This is a genomic window from Segatella copri (genome assembly GCF_019249655.2).
GTDB lineage: Bacteria > Bacteroidota > Bacteroidia > Bacteroidales > Bacteroidaceae > Prevotella.
The window spans coordinates 3,901,494-3,918,789 of record NZ_CP137557.1 but is presented as its reverse complement, the minus strand read 5'-3'; the positions used below and the strand labels follow the sequence as shown (position 1 = coordinate 3,918,789).

Below are 17,296 nucleotides of genomic sequence, written 5' to 3'. Positions count from 1 at the left end.
CTAAATATTATTCACCACATATTAAACATAAAATAAAATGGCAAATAAGAAAGTTGTAGTCGCTTTCAGCGGCGGTCTCGATACATCATACACAGTAATGAAATTGACCCAGGATGGCTGGGATGTTTATGCAGCATGCGCTAACACAGGTGGTTTCTCTGCCGAGCAGTTGAAGACCAACGAGGAGAACGCATATAAGTTGGGTGCCAAGGCATACGTCACTCTCGACGTTACCCATGAGTATTACGAGAAATCATTGAAATACATGATTTTCGGTAATGTGCTCCGCAACAACTGCTACCCTATCTCTGTATCTTCAGAGCGTATCTTCCAGGCTATCGCCATCGCACGTTACGCCAAGGAGATTGGTGCTGATGCCATCGCTCACGGAAGTACAGGTGCCGGCAACGACCAGATTCGTTTCGACATGACCTTCCTGGTTATGGCTCCTGGTGTAGAGATCATCACATTGACCCGTGACAAGGCACTTTCCCGTAAGGAGGAGGTTGACTACCTGAACGAGCACGGCTTCTATGCAGACTTCACCAAGTTGAAGTATTCTTATAACGTAGGTATCTGGGGAACCAGTATCTGCGGTGGTGAGATTCTCGACCCAACCCAGGGTCTTCCAGAGGAGGCTTACCTGAAGCACGTTACTGCCAAGGAAGAAGAGGCTGAGCTGAAGATTACCTTCGAGAAGGGTGAGATTGTGGCTGTCAACGGCGAGAAGTTTGATGATAAGATTGCTGCCATCCAGAAGATTGAGGAGATTGGTGCATCTTACGCCATCGGTCGCGACTGCAACGTGGGTGACACCATCATCGGTATCAAGGGTCGTGTAGCTTTCGAGGCTGCAGCTCCTAAACTCATCATCGAGGCTCACCGCCTGTTGGAGAAGAGCACATTGAGCAAGTGGCAACAGTACTGGAAGGACCAGGTAGGTAACTGGTACGGAATGTTCCTCCACGAGAGTCAGTACCTGGAGCCAGTGATGCCGGATATCGAGGCAATGCTGACTTCTTCTCAGCGCAACGTAAACGGTACAGCTATCCTGAAGCTTCGTCCATACAGTTTCCAGACTGTAGGTATCGACTCACCAGACGATTTGACCAAGTCTAAGCTCGGTGAGTATGGCGAGATGCAGCACGGTTGGACAGCAGAGGATGCGAAGGGCTTCATCAAGGTTTCTTCAACACCTTTGCGTGTTTACTACGGTATGCACCCAGACGAACAGCGTTAATTCACATTAGCAAGACACTTCAAACAGACACTCTTCACTTAAATTATGGTAAAAGTAGGTATTTTAGGAGCAGCTGGTTATACAGGAGGTGAGTTGATTCGCCTCCTTATCAACCACCCAGAGGCAGAGATTGTATTCGCCAACAGCGAGAGTAACGCCGGCAACCTGGTGGCTGAGGTTCACGAGGGATTGTATGGCGAGACTGACTTGAAGTTTACCGCCGAGATGCCTTTCGACCAGGTGGATGTTATCTTCTTCTGCTTCGGTCATGGCAAGAGCGAGGCGTTCCTGAAGGAGCACAATGTTCCGGAGAACGTGAAGATAATCGACCTGGCACAGGACTTCCGTCTTGCCCCTGAGACTGTAGTTGCTACCCAGCAGCCAACCCCAGCCGCTCACGATTTTGTATATGGTCTTCCAGAAATAAATGAATCAAAAATAGCCGTAGCTCAGCACGTGGCAAACCCAGGTTGTTTTGCAACCTGCATTCAACTTGGTTTGTTGCCTGCTGCTAAGATGGGCCTCATCAACAGCGATGTATCTGTCAATGCCATTACCGGTAGCACCGGCGCTGGTCAGAAGCCAGGTGCCACTACCCATTTCTCATGGCGCAACAACAATATGAGCATCTACAAGGCATTCAACCATCAGCACGTGCCAGAGATTCGTGAGAGTCTGAAGCAGACACAGGGTTATCTCGATGCAGCCATCGACTTCATCCCTTACCGTGGCGACTTCGCCCGTGGCATCTTCGCTACAGAAGTGGTGAAGACCGACAAGCCAATCGAGGAAATCGTGGCAGGTTACAAGGAGTTCTACAAGAATGCCAAGTTCACCCACTATGTGGATAAGGCTATCGACCTGAAGCAGGTGGTGAATACCAACAAGTGCCTGGTTCATGTGGATAAGTATGGCGATAAGCTCCTGATTACTTCCTGCATCGACAATCTCTTAAAGGGCGCCGTGGGTCAGGCAGTTCAGAACATGAACATCATGTTTGGTCTCGACCAGACAGCAGGTTTGAAACTCAAGCCATCAGCATTTTAGATAAAAGAATTCGGAAGAACGGATGAAAAATCATTCGTTCTTCTATCATAAAAAAAAAGTTTATCACAAGATAACTCTATGAGTTGTTTTTCTTAAAACATAGATTTAACATGAAACTTTACGACGTATATCCTCTTTTCGATATTAATATAGTAAAAGGTAAGGGCTGTAAGGTATGGGACGACAAGGGTCAGGAATATCTCGACCTCTATGGCGGTCATGCCGTTATCAGCATCGGTCATTGCCATCCTCACTATGTGGAGATGCTCACCAACCAGTTGAACAACCTGGGTTTCTACTCCAACTCTGTCATTAACAAGTTGCAGGTGAAACTCGCTGAGCGTCTGGGCAAGGCTAGCGGTTATGAAGATTATCAGTTCTTCCTCATCAACTCGGGTGCCGAGGCAAACGAGAATGCCTTGAAACTGGCTTCTTTTACCAACGGCAGAACCCGCGTGCTCTCTTTAGAAAAGGCATTCCACGGCAGAACATCCCTTGCCGTAGAGGTAACAAATAATCCAAAAATCATCGCACCTATCAATGACAATGGTCACGTAACCTATCTTCCTATCAACGATCTGGAGGCATGGGAGAAGGAACTCGCCAAGGGCGATGTATGTGCTTGTATCATCGAAGCTATTCAGGGCGTAGGTGGTTGTAACATGGTAACTCCTGAGTTTGCTCAGGGCTTGCAGGCAGCCTGCAAGAAATACGGCACCATCCTGATTTGCGATGAAATCCAGTGCGGTTATGGTAGAAGCGGTAAGTTCTTTGCTCACCAGTGGTTGGGCATCAAGCCAGATCTCATCACCGTAGCCAAGGGTATCGGCAATGGTTTCCCTATGGGTGGCGTGTTGATTTCTCCAGAGTTTACTCCTGTATATGGTCAGCTGGGTACTACCTTCGGCGGCAACCACCTGGCATGTACAGCAGCCCTCGCCGTTCTCGATGTATTCGAGAAGGAGAACCTGGTACAGAATGCGCATGAGGTTGGTGAATATCTCATCGCCCAGCTGAAGGAGTTGCAGAAGCGCAACAGCCATATCACAGAAGTTCGTGGCCGTGGTTTAATGGTAGGAGCCGTACTCGATATTCCTCACAAGGAAGTTCGCAGCAAGCTCATCCACGAGCAGCACTGCTTCACCGGTTGCGCCGGCACCAACATCCTCCGTATCCTCCCTCCATTGGTATTGACCAAGGAGAATGTGGATGACTTCATCGGAAGATTGGAAACCGTATTGAAGGAAGTATAAACCCATTGAGATAAGGATATAAAGAAAACTCAACCCATAAAAGAAATAGGAAACACTCCTATCTTGAGCAGCAAGCCCTTTGCGGTTTGCTGCTTTTTTGTTCCCCTTATTGGAAAACAGACAATAAAGACAACAGGCTCTCAATAGAGAACTGCGATTATGCCGAAATACTGCGACACGCTGTCATAGTCATGGATTATACGTATAATTTGATATCTATCCATATTTACCTCCTCATTTTAAATAGTAATCACGCTGCAAATATACACCTTTTATTTTTTATCTCCAAACATTCCTGCCTAAAAGTGCAAACTGTTATAATTACTACTTAAAGCCAATCTATTTTCTGCCCTTCACTATCTGCTCAAAATGCAGCTGCCCCCATTCTATGACGTAGCCTATTTCTCGCAAGAAGTCCTTGGCTATTGGTGTGAGAGAATATTCCACCCTTGGAGGAACTTCTTCAAATCTCTCTCTTGTAACAAGTCCTTCTTGCTGTAGATAATCAAGCGTGGACGCAAGTACTTTTTCCGAAACCTGGGGGATTGTTCGGAAAAGTTCGCTGAAACGGATGCTTTCCTTTTCGTATTCCTCTATACGGAGCATCACGACCAATGCCCATTTCTGACTCATCCATTCCAAGACAGGAGCGGCTTGGCAATAATCATAATTGAGTTTCTTCTTCATAATCTTCAATACTTACCTTTTGGTTAGGGGCATAAAGCCAATATGATGATTTTTTTTGTCGGTATTTCCTTACCTTTGCACCATCAATTTTGATGATACCATTATAATAACGTAAAAAAGAAAGGAAATAGTATGCAACCCACATTACATTTTGACGGTCCGGTGTGGCGACCTCCTTATGAAGCCACTTCACAACTCTTGCAGGTCACAGCTGGCTGTACTTGGCATCGCTGCAAGTTCTGCACGCTCTATGGCAAGCAGAAGTTCCGTATGTCTCCGATGTCGGAAATAGAGGAAGACTTAAAAGTAGTCCATTCTTTCCAACCACGAGCTCACCGTATATTTCTTACAGGTGCCAATCCTTTTGTGCTCACCACGAACCGCCTGACTGACATTGCATTGCTCATCAGAAAATACGTAGGCGAAGGACACCCTACCATCGGTTGTTTCTCTCGAATCACGGATATTCGCAACAAGACGGTAGAGGAACTGCAACAGCTCCACCACTTAGGTTTCGATTATCTTACCATTGGCGTAGAGAGTGGCGACAGTGAAACTCTAACAAGGGTCAACAAAGGGTATCTGTCCGAAGACATCGTTGAACAATGCCGTAAACTTGAAGAAGCAGATATACATTATCACTTCTTCTATCTCGTCGGATTAGGTGGTCATGGAAACGGTGAAAGAAACGCTCTGCGTTCGGCTGGGGTTTTCAACCAACTTCACCCAGTAAGCATAGGTTTCCTCTCGCTAACATTGTTTCCAGAAAGCCAACTCTACCAAGAAATTCAAGAAGGTAAGTTTGAGGAGGCAACAGAGCATGAGCGTTTCGATGAGATGATAACACTCATAGAGCATCTGCATATCCAGACGCATATTCTGGGGCGAACGGTTAGCAATCCTGTACCATTTACCGGTTCCTTGCCCCATGACAGAGTTTCGTTGCTGCAAAAACTAAGAGATGCAAAGGCGAAATTGAGCGAAGAACAGTTGAGAAGTTATCGTGACAGCATAGAATCGTTGTAAGCAGTCCGAAGAAAAGGCAGAGAGTCCACAAGTACTCTCTGCCGTCAGTCTCGCTGCTTTTTCTTCTTGGGGTAAGGTATCCAGGAAAAAGAGTTTCAATAATCTCAATTGCCTTGTCACGATACTTTATATCAAGAATATAGTGTTCTTTAAAAGCCATCAAAAAGGTTGCGATGCGACATCATCTCCTTCATATATTCATGGTATAATTATTGTATTCTTGCTGCAAAAGACTGAAAAACAATGAAATAGCAAAATCTATCACATTTTTATGAGGGACTTTTTTGAAGATTAACACACTTTTATGAGGGACTTTTCGAGTTATCCATACATTTTTATGAGGGACTTCCTACTTTTTCGTCTTTTGCTGTATCTTTTTGTATTTCAATTGGCTCTATTTCCAACTGATCAAAAATTATTTTATCTGAATTGCAAATTTCATTCTTGAATTTAGAGATATTTTTATTAGAAGCATTATTCAAATATACGACAATTCTATTTTGAATAGGTCTGATACCAACAGCAACCCACCCAATTTCGTCTCGCAATGCAGCTTTCTTGGCAAAAGATACTTTCAATTTAGCGTTTAATTCTTTTAATTCTTGAAGAGAATAAGTACAAGATACAAATGTCACATTTGAATCTGTGCCTAGTCTTTTCTTTATATCTTCTATTCCTTTTGGACTTCCATTTTTGACCATGACAATAAGTTTATTTGCCTTGACATATGAGCCTCCAAAATATTCTGGTGTTATTATGTCATCAGATGTTGTGTTGTTTTTCCTTACTGCAACATTTGCATAAGAATCATATAACTTTTCATTAAGTTGTTCTATGTTGCTTGCATAAGAAGGCCTACACTTATAACTATTCTCTGCACAAGAAGAGATAAATCCTAAAAGGATTAAAGAGAAGATTGTAAAGTATAAATTCTTACTATTCATAGTTGATAAAATTTAATAATACTACAGCATAGGTTAGTTCCACCCATCGAGTCGGACTCATCGTAAAAGCATTCTAGCCCGCTTCTTTCAAAAGGGGGTAGAATTCGACCCCTTTAAAATTAGGGTTGTTCAACTGCTCTCAAAGTCCTAAGTACTCCAAGGTGTTTTTGGAACGCAACCAATTCTTTACCACATCTTTGGGTTCAATGGGATTCTTCTGCCTTGCTATATCGGTAATGCAGATGTAATCAACACCATCTTTTGTTAGTGTTTTTTTCGTTTGGTTTCTTACAATAATCTTTGCCATAAGATATTTGTTTTTGCATTCATTTTTTATTTTTTGCGTTGTCGGTTTCCCGATTGCGAATGCGAATATACGAAAAATATCGCTAAAATGGGAACAAAAGAATAAAAAACGGATGAAATTTCGAAATAAGACTTAATTTTTAACGGTTGTTATAGCATTGGCGCACGTTTATTGTAGTGTTAAGATTGCAAAGACTATAAATAATGGATGTTTCACCACATCAACTTTGGAATATGATGAAATTTTATAAACGTTACGCAGGGTATGATACAAAAGTGCTACGGAGCGTTGCACTTTTGCCGTGGTCGCACAATCTGCTGCTGTTGAGTAAGGGGCTGAATGATGAAGCCACGCTATTTTATGCACAGGAAACCGTAGCCAAAGTCTGGAATCGCGACTTGTTGCTCAATGCCATCAAACTCAAAATGTATGAGACACAGACATTGGCACGAGTAGGCAACAATTTCGACCGCACTCTTCCTGCCGAACAAGCGCAGTATGCCAATGAGGTATTTAGCAGCAGCTACAATTTCGGCTTCTTAGGTGTGACAAGTCCCATTTTGGAGCTTGCACTTGAAGATATGGGAAAACCTATCGGAGTGGCAGACTATCAGCTGATAGTACCGAAAGAGAAATTACAGAAAGTCCTTGCTGATGAGATAAAGGCATTTAGTGAGGAAAAAGAAAAAAAGATTAATTGAGCAAGCAAATGTCAAAAGCAAATAATAGAGCGGCAGCCGATACATTTTTGGCTGTCGCTCTTGGCGTTTTAAGAAAAAGTTATTACCTTTGCCAACAGGAAGAGACAACGCAAGAGTAGCCGACGAATTCTTCACTCTTCGTTCTTCACTCTTCACTTACGAACATGACAGAGAAACAACAGAAAAATGCTGCCGCTGCCTTTGTATTCATAGGAAATAAGTTCCTCAAGAATTTACCCAAACGAGAGTAGAAGCTCGTATAACAGTATTGAATTAAATGCAAACGTGTTTCTTCCGAAAGACGAAAATATGTACCAATGGGATTCATAAAGGCAGGGACAATCGTTACAGACCGCATACAAATAATTCCAGCAGCCAGCCTTTATCATAACTGTTCAAGAGGTATACGAAACCGCATTAACAGTCACAACCCTTGCCACATAGCCATTAGGCAAAGATGGCATATCAACTACCTCATTAACTGGATGCTCCTTAAGGAACTCCTCCCAGGTGGTATGAACTACTTTTAATTTATTGTTCTCTTTCATATCTACAAGCGCTTAATATAAATCAGTATAGAAGAACAAGTTCATTATTCCCCACAATAATGTTCCCAATCTGTCTCGTTCAGGTATTTCTCCACTTGAGCCTTGATTTCGGGAATATTCTCTTTTGCTGTAGCCCAAAGAATACGAGGCAACACCTGCGAATAACCATGCACCAAAACATGGCGCATACCTTCCACCTGTTTCCAAGGAATCTCCGGGTGACTTGCCTTGAATTCCTTGGTCAGCATATAAGCAGCCTCGCCTACTATCTCTACATTTTTCATCGTTGCAAAATAGACTAAAATATTTGAGGAAAACTCCTCAAACTCTATCCCATCAATGATTTTGAGTACGTTGGAAGAATACTCCACAATATCTTCCAGTCTTCCTTTATCCCTAACTAGCTCTCTCATATACCAAGATTTTATCTCGTTCAACACTCTCCTGAGCATACGGACGCAAAGAGCCATCAACTACCAAGTCAACTTCACGACCTAGCAGTTGCTTCAATTCCTCATACATTCCTCCATGAGTAAGCAAAGTAAACGAACCATGCTCAAAATCGGGGACAAAGAGAATATCTATATCGCTCTGAGCCTTTTCTTCACCACGAGCAAAAGACCCAAAGATCCATGCCTTCAACACAGGCTTCTTAGACATATAGTCATGGATTATACGTATAATTTGATATCTATCCATATTTACCTCCTCATTTTAAATAGTAATCACGCTGCAAATATACACCTTTTATTTTTTATCTCCAAACATTCCTGCCTAAAAGTGCAAGCCTACCTCAAAAAAATAATCTTAAATGGCTCTACTTTCGAATGTCAGCAGTCCTTCGTGGGTCTTCTTATATTGAGGAAAATGAGCTTTCACCACCACTTCGCCAAGTTCTTTGGAGAACTTATCAAATAGGGTCGTGTCGGAAAAGTGTCATCAAACCAAGACAACATCTGCATTTACAAATAACTTTACAGATCAAGATATAGCGAAAATATCCCTTAAGGAAAGATTTAATTTCCCTTAAGGCAAAATATATTTTCCCTTAAGGCAAAAAATAAATATCCTTAAGGGAAAATTTTCAATTTCTTCTTTCCCCATTATATGGGTGTTTCTTCTTGATTGTCTATTTCTAGAATATCATTTACATAGTTTCATCTCCATCATCTGTAAGATAGGCAAGTACAAGGAGAAGAGAACCAAGGACGTGGATACTTCCAGAATGGGAGTAAACTAGCAAAATTCTTAAAATATCGTCAGCAAACAAGCGTACTTCCTTAAAAAATCATCAATAAACACGCTATTTTCAGATAAAAGTAGTATCTTTGCACCGTAATTGCATTTTAACTATAAGACGACAATGAAAATAACAATTATCGGAGCAGGTGCTATGGGCGGTGCCATGGCTGAAGGACTCTTGCAGAGCGAGAAGTTCACTCCATCAGATATTACGGTATCAGACCATAACCAACCAGTATTGGATCACTTCGCAAGCGAAGGAGCCAGCGTAACTCTCGACAACCAGTTGGCTTGCCACGGCGCAGACATCGTATGCGTGGTAGTAAAGCCATGGTGCGTGGAGAAGACATTAAAGGGAATCAAGGATGCACTCGACTACAAGAGCCAGAAACTCGTGGTCGTTGCAGCCGGTGTGCCATCAGCCAACATCAAGGAGTGGTTAGATAAGGATGGTATTACCCCAACCTTCTTCCTCGTGATGCCAAATATCGCCATCGCCTACAAGCAGTCGATGACCTTCATCACTCCTGTAGATGCATCTGCCACAGAAATCCAGCAGATTACAGAAATCTTCGATGAATTGGGCGAAAGCCTCATCATGGAAGAACGCCTCTTCCCTGCTGCCACAGCTATGTCGTGTGCCATCGCTTACGCCATGCGCTATGTAAGAGCCAATGTGGAAGGCGGCGTAGAGATGGGCTTCAAGGCTAAGGATGCCCAGAAGATTGTCTTGCAGACCATCAAGGGTGCCGTAGAGCTGCTCCAGGCAACAGGCGAACACCCAGAGGCTGCCATTGATAAGGTTACTACTCCTGGCGGCTGCACCATCAAGGGCTTGAACACGATGGAGCAGAATGGCTTCACCAATGCCGTCATCAAGGGATTGATAGCAGGAAAGAAATAGATTCTATCTGTAGATGATAGAAGGTACATAGCAAACAACCCATAAAAGAAAACGAAGACTATGGCAGAGATGAACACAAGGAAATTGCCAGCTGGCATACAATTCTTTAGCATTATCCGCAAGGAAGGCTACTTATATGTTGACAAGACCGACTTGGTATGGCAACTTACTCACTCAGGTGATTTATACAATTATCTGAGCCGTCCTCGTCGTTTCGGTAAGTCTCTGCTTCTTGATACTTTGCAATGCTACTTTGAAGGCAAGAAAGAACTCTTTGAGGGGCTGAAGATTATGGAACTGGAAGAAGAATGGACAGAGTATCCCGTCATCAGACTTGACATGAGCGGTGCAGGTGCCACTGCTGCCGAAATCAAAGACTATCTCAATCTTGAGTTTTCGAAATACGAAGCATTATACGGCATCAAGCCTAAAGAGACATCTCGCGAATCCGTACGCCTCCAAGTTATCCTTGACACAGCCTATCAAAAGACAGGTAAGCAAGTAGTGGTACTGATTGACGAATACGATTCCCCTTTGCAGCATTCATGGAAGACACCAGAGCATGAAGGTTGCACTGAAGTTTATCGTTCTGTATTCTCCGTACTCAAACTCAAAGGAAATGTACTTCGCTTTGTCTTCATCACAGGCATCACGAAGTTTACTCAGATTTCCTTATTCTCAGTACTTAACCATCTGACAAACATCAGCTTTCTCCCACAATTTGCCCCTCTTTGTGGCATTACCGAGAAAGAATTGACAGTTAACTTCGCCCCAGAGTTGGAGGCCTTGGCAGATAAGATGGAATGCAGCATTGAAGAAGCACACGACAAGTTGAAGACCTATTATGACGGTTATCATTTCAGCGATGAGAACATGACCGACATCTACAATCCGTTCAGCTTGCTCAACGCCCTCTCCCAATTGCGTCTGCGCAACTATTGGATTTCATCCGGCGCCACTTCCATGCTGAATAAATTCGTGAACAACATGGAGCTACGCCTTCATGACTTCGAAGATTGCTACATCGACAAAGACACTCTGGAGACATCAGATGTCATAGAAGGCGGTGCCGAACTATTCCTCTATCAGACAGGTTATCTCACTATCAAGGGTTTTGATGAAGATGGATATTCTTTAGGCTTTCCGAATGAGGAAGTAAGAAAGGCTCTCTACAAAGCAGTACTGCCAGCATTGACCCAAAAGGACATTACGGATATTGTCTCCATACAAAGTAAGTTAATGCACAGCTTGAACAATGGCAATTTGGAAGAAGCCAAGAAGTGTATGAAATCTCTTATCTCAAATGTCCCATACAGCAATAAAAAATTGGCAAGTATGGACATGGAGGAGCGTTATCGCCTCATCATTAGCACCATTTTGAATGCCATAGGCTGCAAAGTAGAGGTAGAGCACATGTTATCAACAGGTAGAATAGACATCGTAGCCTCCACCTCCCGCTTCATCTATGTAGTGGAACTGAAGTTAACCAACAACGGAGGATTGGAAGCTGCCGAGAAGCAAATCATCAGCAATGGCTATCTCAAGCCTTTCTTGGCAGATGGCAGAAAGGTTATAGGATTGGCTGTAGAATTAGATGATATGGGCAAAGGACTCATTGATTGGAAAGAAGTTAAATAAAGAAAGATTAGAATATGGCAAACAACAAAATACGTGAGGAGGAAGTCTGCGCATTCTAATAGTTTTATGCTTCATACATAAATATCACTTTAATCTATTAATTTATCAGCAGATTGTTTGGATATATCAACAAAAAGTCGTAATTTTGCCCCAAAATGCGAAGGTATACAATATACCTTCGCCAGGAACAACTATAAAGAATAGAACTATGGATGAAGCAATTAAGCAAATCGGTGAAAGACTGAAAGGTCTCCGCGAGGTTCTCAACATCCCGGCAGAGGAGGTGGCTGAACTTTGCGAAATCAGTCTTGACCACTATCTCAAGATTGAGTCGGGAGAAGCCGACCCATCCGTGTATCGACTTTCAAAGATTTCAAAGCGATACGGCATCGACCTCGACGTATTGCTCTTCGGCGAGGAACCTCGCATGAAGGGATACTACGTTACCCGCAAGGGTCAGGGACCGGAGATAGACCGCAACAACCAGTATAAATACCAGAGCCTTGCCGTGGGATTCAAGGATAGAAAGGTGAATCCGTTCATGGTACAGGTGGATCCGTTGCCTGGCGACAAGAAGCCGAACAAGAACGGACACGACGGACAGGAATATGACTATGTGATTGAGGGACAGCTGGAAGTTACCATCGAAGAGAAGGTAATGGTGCTGAACCCAGGCGACAGCATCTACTTCGACAGCAAGAAGTCACACTGCTTCCGTTCACTCAACAATGAGCCTGCCAAGTTCCTTTGTATAATTATCTAGGAGAGTTATTATGATCGAGAGATTTCTTAAACAGACAAAATTCACTTCAGAGCAAGACTTCAAGGAGCATCTGGAGTTTATCATACCAGAAGATTTCAACTTCGCCTACGACGTGATGGACGAATGGGCAAAGATCAAACCAGACCACGTGGCGCTGCTCTGGGCAAGCGAACGAGGTGAGGAAATCCGTTTCACCTACAAGGACCTGAAGGAGCAGAGCGACAAGGCTGCTGCTTACTTCCAGAGTCTCGGCATCGGTCACGATGATAAGGTGATGCTGATTCTGAAGCGTCACTATCAGTGGTGGCTCGCCATGCTAGGCCTCCACAAGTTGGGCGCCGTAGCCATCCCTGCCACCCACATGCTTACCAAGCACGACATCGTTTACCGCAACAATGCAGCAAGCGTAAAGGCGATTATCTGCTGCGGCGATGATTACGTGGTAGAGCAAATTAAAGAGGCAATGCCAGAGAGTCCTACCGTCAAGACCCTGATCAGTATCGGTCCGGACATCCCAGAAGGTTTCCACGACTGGATGAAGGAATGGAACGAATGCGCTCCTTTTGTTCGCCCTGAACATGTAAACTCTAATGAAGATACCCTGCTGATGTACTTCACATCGGGAACCACTGGCGAGCCAAAGATGGTGGCACACGATCACCTCTATGCCCTCGGTCATCTGACCACGGGTGTATATTGGCATAATCTCCACGAGAATTCCATCCATCTTACCGTAGCAGATACCGGTTGGGGCAAGGCTGTATGGGGCAAGCTCTACGGACAATGGTTTGCCGGAGCCACCGTCTTCGTCTTCGATCACGAGAAGTTTACGGCGGATAAGATCATGCGCCAGATTGAGAAGTACCACATCACCTCTTTCTGTGCCCCTCCTACCATCTATCGCTTCATGATTCAGGAAGATTTCTCAAAGTATAATCTCAGCAGTCTTGAATACTGCACCACTGCGGGTGAGGCAATGAACCCATCCGTGGCAGAAACCTTCCAGAAGCTGACTGGTGTTCAGATTTACGAGGGCTTCGGACAGACTGAGACCACCATGACCTTGGGAACCTTCCCTTGGATTAAGCCAAAGCCAGGAAGCATGGGCAAGCCAAATCCACAATATGATGTTCACATTCTTCGCCCAGACATGACGGAATGCGAGGATGGTGAAAAGGGTGAGATTTGCATCCGCATCGGCGATAACAAGCCTATCGGTCTCTTCAAATATTACTATCGTGATGAGAAGCAGACCAAATCGGTTTGGCATGATGGTTACTATCACACGGGCGATATGGCTTGGCGTGATGAAGAAGGCTACTTCTGGTTTGAGGGCAGAATCGACGACGTAATCAAGAGTTCGGGTTACCGTATCGGTCCTTTCGAGGTAGAGAATGCCCTGATGACTCACCCTGCCGTAGTAGAGTGCGCCATCACCGGTGTGCCAGACCCAATCCGCGGCATGGTAGTCAAGGCTACCGTCGTACTGAAGGATGAATACAAGAGTATGGCAGGTCCAGACCTCATCAAGAAGCTGCAGGATCATGTGAAGCACGAGACTGCTCCTTATAAATATCCTCGCATCATCGAATTCGTAGATGAACTGCCAAAGACCATCTCCGGCAAGATTCGAAGAGTAGAGATTCGAGAAAAAGACAATAAAAAGAAATAGGAAATCAAGCTTTTCAAGTTTCGAAAGCTTTTGCCCTTACAGGGCGTATAGCAATTATAAACCTTAACCCAGGGCGTTGCCCTGGGCTAGGAGTTTCTGCCCTTTCAGGGCGTGTGGCGTCTAGGTGCTTTTGGACTTTCTAGTCGTATGGTGTCTAGGGGGGGGGCTTGTCCATCCTCAAGCCATTTACGAAACTTGCAAAAAGCATTCATCAGCATAAAATTTATGGGAAAAAGAATCGTAGTGAAGGTGGGCAGCAACGTGCTGACCCGAGAAGACGGAAAACTGGATGTAACGAGAATGTCGGCGATTGTTGATCAGATTGTCTGGCTCAGAAAACACGACTATGAGGTGATTCTGGTTTCTTCTGGTGCCGTGGCTGCCGGAAGAGCCGAACTGCACGTTGACCACCAACTGGACAGCGTGGAGCAACGCCAGCTGTTCTCTGCCATCGGACAGGTGAAACTCGTAGGTCTCTATTACAACCTTTTCCGCGAATACAAGATCAAGATAGGTCAGGTATTGACCATGAAGGAGAATTTCGGTGCCGAAGAGCAGTATAAGAACCAGGAAGCCTGCATGCAGGTGATGCTGGAAAACAACGTGCTCCCTATCGTCAACGAGAACGATACCGTGTGCATCACCGAGCTGATGTTTACCGATAACGATGAGTTGTCAGGCTTGATTGCCAAGATGATGAATGCCGACACCTTGATTCTATTAAGTAATGTGGATGGCATCTACAATGGCGACCCAAGCGAACCTACCACCCGCATCATCCCATCGGTTTATTACGACCGCGATATCAGCGAGTACATCCTTGCCAGCAAGAGCAGTCACGGCAGAGGCGGTATGACTTCTAAAGTAAAGACCGCCCACGATGTAGCCAATGCCGGCATCAAGGTAATCATCGCCAACGGCAACACGCCAAACATTCTCATCAATCTGAAGGAACATCCGATGGAGACCCTTCATACTGAGTTTGTGGCAAGACCGCTAAACAAGTAAAATCATTAGGGATAAGAAATACAGAAACCTAAAAAAGCAGCAAGCCTATTATAGACTTTGCTGCTTTTTGTTTTTATTATGAATAGTTGATACGTTATTCTAATACCAATACATGGCTGGTTCCATCTGTCTGGCTGAATACATTCAAACCGACCTTCATCAGATAGTCACCGCTATACTGCTTGCCATTGCACTCCAAATCAGATTCCTTGCCAGGCATCAGATTAAGCTCCTTTACGGTATAAACCTTATCGGCATCCAATCCCTGCATCTTCACATTCATCACAGGCTCCTTGTAGCGTGGATGCAAGTCGTAAGCAAAGAGAACGGCACGCTGCCTGTCCTTACTTACATAGTTAATGGCACAGTGGTTGCCTTCGTATGGAGAAACCAGACGATACTGGTCGCCATCGAGAATCATCGGCTTCATGCTATCGTAGTTCTTGACTGCATTCTGCACAAACTTGTATTCATCACCAGAAAGCGACTTGAGGTCGATATCAAAGCCCAACTTACATGAACTGCAAACATCGGTGCGGAACTTCACACTGGTATTCTTGTTCCAGTTAGTTACATGCGAACCCATGGTCTTGGCTGGGAAGAACTTAGACAAGCTCCACTGGATGTAGAGGCGCTCGTATGGATCCGTATCGTCTGAACACCAGAACTCAGTGAAATACTTCAGCATCTCGTAATCCATTCTGCCGCCACCACCAGAGCAGAGCATCATCGGCAACTTAGGATACTTCTTATGAATACGGGTAAGCACCTTGTAGATACCACGCACATGATCGATATAGAAATTACCCTGATTCTCCTTATGATATGGAGAATAGATATTGGTAATCACACTGTTGCAGTCCCACTTGAAGTAAGCCACATCCGGATTCTCCGTCATGATGCGATCCACGATGCCGAATACATAGTCCTGCACCTTAGGATTACTGATATCAAGTACCAGCTGATTGCGGTAATAATAGGTATCACGCTTTGGCTGCATGATGACCCAGTCAGGATGCTTCTCAAAGAGTTCACTCTTAGGATTCACCATCTCAGGCTCAATCCAAATACCAAACTTCACACCAGCCTTTTTGGCATCTCTTACCAATCCAGGTATTCCATCAGGCAGCTTGCTCTTGGTAGCCTCCCAGTCGCCGAGACCTGCATGGTCGTCCTTGCGAGGATACTTGTTGGCAAACCAACCATCATCAAGCAAGAACATATCTACACCCAGGTCCTTGGCATCCTTCATCAACTCAGCAAGACTCTGCTGGTTGAAGTCGAAGCCGGTATTCTCCCAGTTGTTCAAGAGCGTAAGGCGATCTTCCATACCCATGTTTACCTGATACTGGCGAGCCCAATTGTGCAAATTACGGGAAGCCTCACCAATACCATTATCACTCATGGCAAAGATAAACTCAGGGGTAGTGAACGTCTCACCAGCCTTCAGCTTATAGTTAGAGGCGTATGGATTGATGGCAGGGATAACACGAAGGGCTCCCACGTTATCTACCTCGAAGGTAAAGCGGAAGTTGCCAGGCCATCCGATGGTTCCAAGCATCACCTTGCCCTCATTCTCCTTGGCAGGCTCATCGAATCCCAGTTCAAAGAAGGGCTCCTCCTGCATGGCTGCACGGGTACCCAACTTGGTATCAACAATCTTTTTACCAGCAGTCAACTGGCAAGTCTCAGGCTGGCCTTCCTTAGCCCAGTCGCTATGATAATTGGTAACGAAATACTTGTTTGCCTTGAAATAAAGCATTGTAGAGCTATATCTCCAAAGTGTAACCGGAGCTTTCTCCTTATGAGAGATTTCGCTCCATGCCTTGATGACGTTCTCCTTAGGGTAAGCTGCATAGTGGAGCTTCACGGTCAGCGGATACACCTTGTCCTTAAGAGTGATGATGGTCTCAACACCTCCACTGATAGCCTTTTCTTCAGAAGACTGATAATATAAATAGGTGGTCATATTACCATCTGCATGGGTCACTGCCACTGCCGGTTCGAAGAAATCTTCATCACCAGAGGTTGCATAAACCTCATGACCTCGCTGGCAGACGGAACCATCAGAAGCCGCATATACATCCCACTTCAGATGATTGTAATCTGAAGGATTCTTCAACTTGTCACCCAGATACACCTGGTAGAGGCGACCCTTAGGAGAAACTTGCATCACGAGGTCGGTCTTATCGGTTGACACTCTGATGGTCTTTTGAGCAGATGCCATGATAGATGTCATGCACATCGCTGCGATAATCATAAATACCTTTTTCATTGTTCTTTGGTTTTTATGTGATTGCTTTGTTATAATTAAAC

16 protein-coding genes and 2 pseudogenes are annotated in these 17,296 nt (G+C 44.5%); 11 read left to right on the top strand and 7 right to left on the bottom strand.

Annotation, left to right across the window (positions count from 1 at the left end):
• Positions 1-37: 37 nt before the first annotated feature.
• From KUA49_RS15875 to KUA49_RS15865, 3 genes are all read left to right on the top strand, one after another.
• Positions 38-1,240: an argininosuccinate synthase gene (locus tag KUA49_RS15875; RefSeq protein WP_218412840.1), complete on the top strand. Its 1,203-nt coding sequence runs from the start codon at positions 38-40 to the stop codon at positions 1,238-1,240.
• A gap of 45 nt (positions 1,241-1,285) precedes the next feature.
• Positions 1,286-2,287 (top strand): N-acetyl-gamma-glutamyl-phosphate reductase, encoded by a 1,002-nt coding sequence (gene argC / locus KUA49_RS15870; protein WP_218412841.1) that lies wholly within the window; start codon positions 1,286-1,288, stop codon positions 2,285-2,287.
• Between the two features lie 110 nt (positions 2,288-2,397).
• Positions 2,398-3,540 carry an aspartate aminotransferase family protein gene (locus tag KUA49_RS15865; protein ID WP_218412842.1) on the top strand — a complete coding sequence of 381 codons (1,143 nt, stop codon included), beginning with the start codon at positions 2,398-2,400 and terminating at the stop codon, positions 3,538-3,540.
• 339 nt (positions 3,541-3,879) lie between these two features.
• Here KUA49_RS15865 and KUA49_RS15860 read toward each other — a convergent pair whose 3' ends face one another.
• Positions 3,880-4,227 carry a winged helix-turn-helix transcriptional regulator gene (locus KUA49_RS15860; protein ID WP_218412843.1) on the bottom strand — a complete coding sequence of 116 codons (348 nt, stop codon included), beginning with the start codon at positions 4,225-4,227 and terminating at the stop codon, positions 3,880-3,882.
• Positions 4,228-4,359: 132 nt separating this feature from the next.
• On the opposite strand from KUA49_RS15860, the gene KUA49_RS15855 reads away from it, so the two are divergent.
• Entirely contained in the window at positions 4,360-5,253 is an 894-nt protein-coding gene (locus KUA49_RS15855) for a radical SAM protein (protein WP_218412844.1), read from the top strand.
• Positions 5,254-5,588: 335 nt separating this feature from the next.
• Here KUA49_RS15855 and KUA49_RS15850 read toward each other — a convergent pair whose 3' ends face one another.
• A complete protein-coding gene (locus KUA49_RS15850) occupies positions 5,589-6,197 on the bottom strand; it encodes a hypothetical protein (RefSeq protein WP_218412845.1) in 609 nt (202 codons plus the stop codon).
• 139 nt (positions 6,198-6,336) lie between these two features.
• Positions 6,337-6,504: a KilA-N domain-containing protein gene (locus KUA49_RS15845; protein WP_118415867.1), complete on the bottom strand. Its 168-nt coding sequence runs from the start codon at positions 6,502-6,504 to the stop codon at positions 6,337-6,339.
• Between the two features lie 203 nt (positions 6,505-6,707).
• On the opposite strand from KUA49_RS15845, the gene KUA49_RS15840 reads away from it, so the two are divergent.
• Positions 6,708-7,205 (top strand): DUF1016 N-terminal domain-containing protein, encoded by a 498-nt coding sequence (locus KUA49_RS15840; protein ID WP_256624854.1) that lies wholly within the window; start codon positions 6,708-6,710, stop codon positions 7,203-7,205.
• Between the two features lie 272 nt (positions 7,206-7,477).
• Positions 7,478-7,582, top strand: a pseudogene (locus tag KUA49_RS17660) (type IIL restriction-modification enzyme MmeI); the annotation flags it as partial.
• Between the two features lie 18 nt (positions 7,583-7,600).
• On the opposite strand, the gene KUA49_RS15835 reads toward KUA49_RS17660, so the two are convergent.
• Genes KUA49_RS15835 through KUA49_RS15825 form a run of 3 tightly spaced genes read right to left on the bottom strand, consistent with a single transcriptional unit; the run spans position 7,601 to position 8,452 of the window.
• A complete protein-coding gene (locus KUA49_RS15835) occupies positions 7,601-7,753 on the bottom strand; it encodes a hypothetical protein (RefSeq protein ID WP_203050496.1) in 153 nt (50 codons plus the stop codon).
• Between the two features lie 44 nt (positions 7,754-7,797).
• Positions 7,798-8,166 carry a DUF86 domain-containing protein gene (locus KUA49_RS15830; protein ID WP_167639488.1) on the bottom strand — a complete coding sequence of 123 codons (369 nt, stop codon included), beginning with the start codon at positions 8,164-8,166 and terminating at the stop codon, positions 7,798-7,800.
• Positions 8,150-8,452: a nucleotidyltransferase family protein gene (locus KUA49_RS15825; protein ID WP_203050494.1), complete on the bottom strand. Its 303-nt coding sequence runs from the start codon at positions 8,450-8,452 to the stop codon at positions 8,150-8,152. Before KUA49_RS15825 ends, KUA49_RS15830 begins: the two co-directional genes overlap by 17 nt.
• A 664-nt stretch (positions 8,453-9,116) precedes the next feature.
• Between KUA49_RS15825 and KUA49_RS15820 the strand changes: the two genes are divergently transcribed.
• From KUA49_RS15820 to proB, 5 genes and pseudogenes are all read left to right on the top strand, one after another.
• A complete protein-coding gene (locus tag KUA49_RS15820) occupies positions 9,117-9,899 on the top strand; it encodes a pyrroline-5-carboxylate reductase family protein (protein ID WP_218412846.1) in 783 nt (260 codons plus the stop codon).
• A gap of 60 nt (positions 9,900-9,959) precedes the next feature.
• Positions 9,960-11,537, top strand: coding sequence for an ATP-binding protein (locus KUA49_RS15815; RefSeq protein WP_218412847.1), 1,578 nt, complete (start codon positions 9,960-9,962; stop codon positions 11,535-11,537).
• A 208-nt stretch (positions 11,538-11,745) separates the two neighbouring features.
• Entirely contained in the window at positions 11,746-12,300 is a 555-nt protein-coding gene (locus KUA49_RS15810; RefSeq protein WP_117662198.1) for a helix-turn-helix domain-containing protein, read from the top strand.
• A gap of 10 nt (positions 12,301-12,310) precedes the next feature.
• Positions 12,311-13,972, top strand: coding sequence for an AMP-binding protein (locus KUA49_RS15805; protein ID WP_218412848.1), 1,662 nt, complete (start codon positions 12,311-12,313; stop codon positions 13,970-13,972).
• Between the two features lie 225 nt (positions 13,973-14,197).
• A pseudogene (gene proB / locus KUA49_RS15800) lies at positions 14,198-14,968 on the top strand (glutamate 5-kinase); the annotation flags it as partial.
• A 106-nt stretch (positions 14,969-15,074) separates the two neighbouring features.
• Here proB and KUA49_RS15795 read toward each other — a convergent pair.
• Entirely contained in the window at positions 15,075-17,255 is a 2,181-nt protein-coding gene (locus tag KUA49_RS15795) for an alpha-galactosidase (protein ID WP_218412850.1), read from the bottom strand.
• Positions 17,256-17,296: the final 41 nt, after the last annotated feature.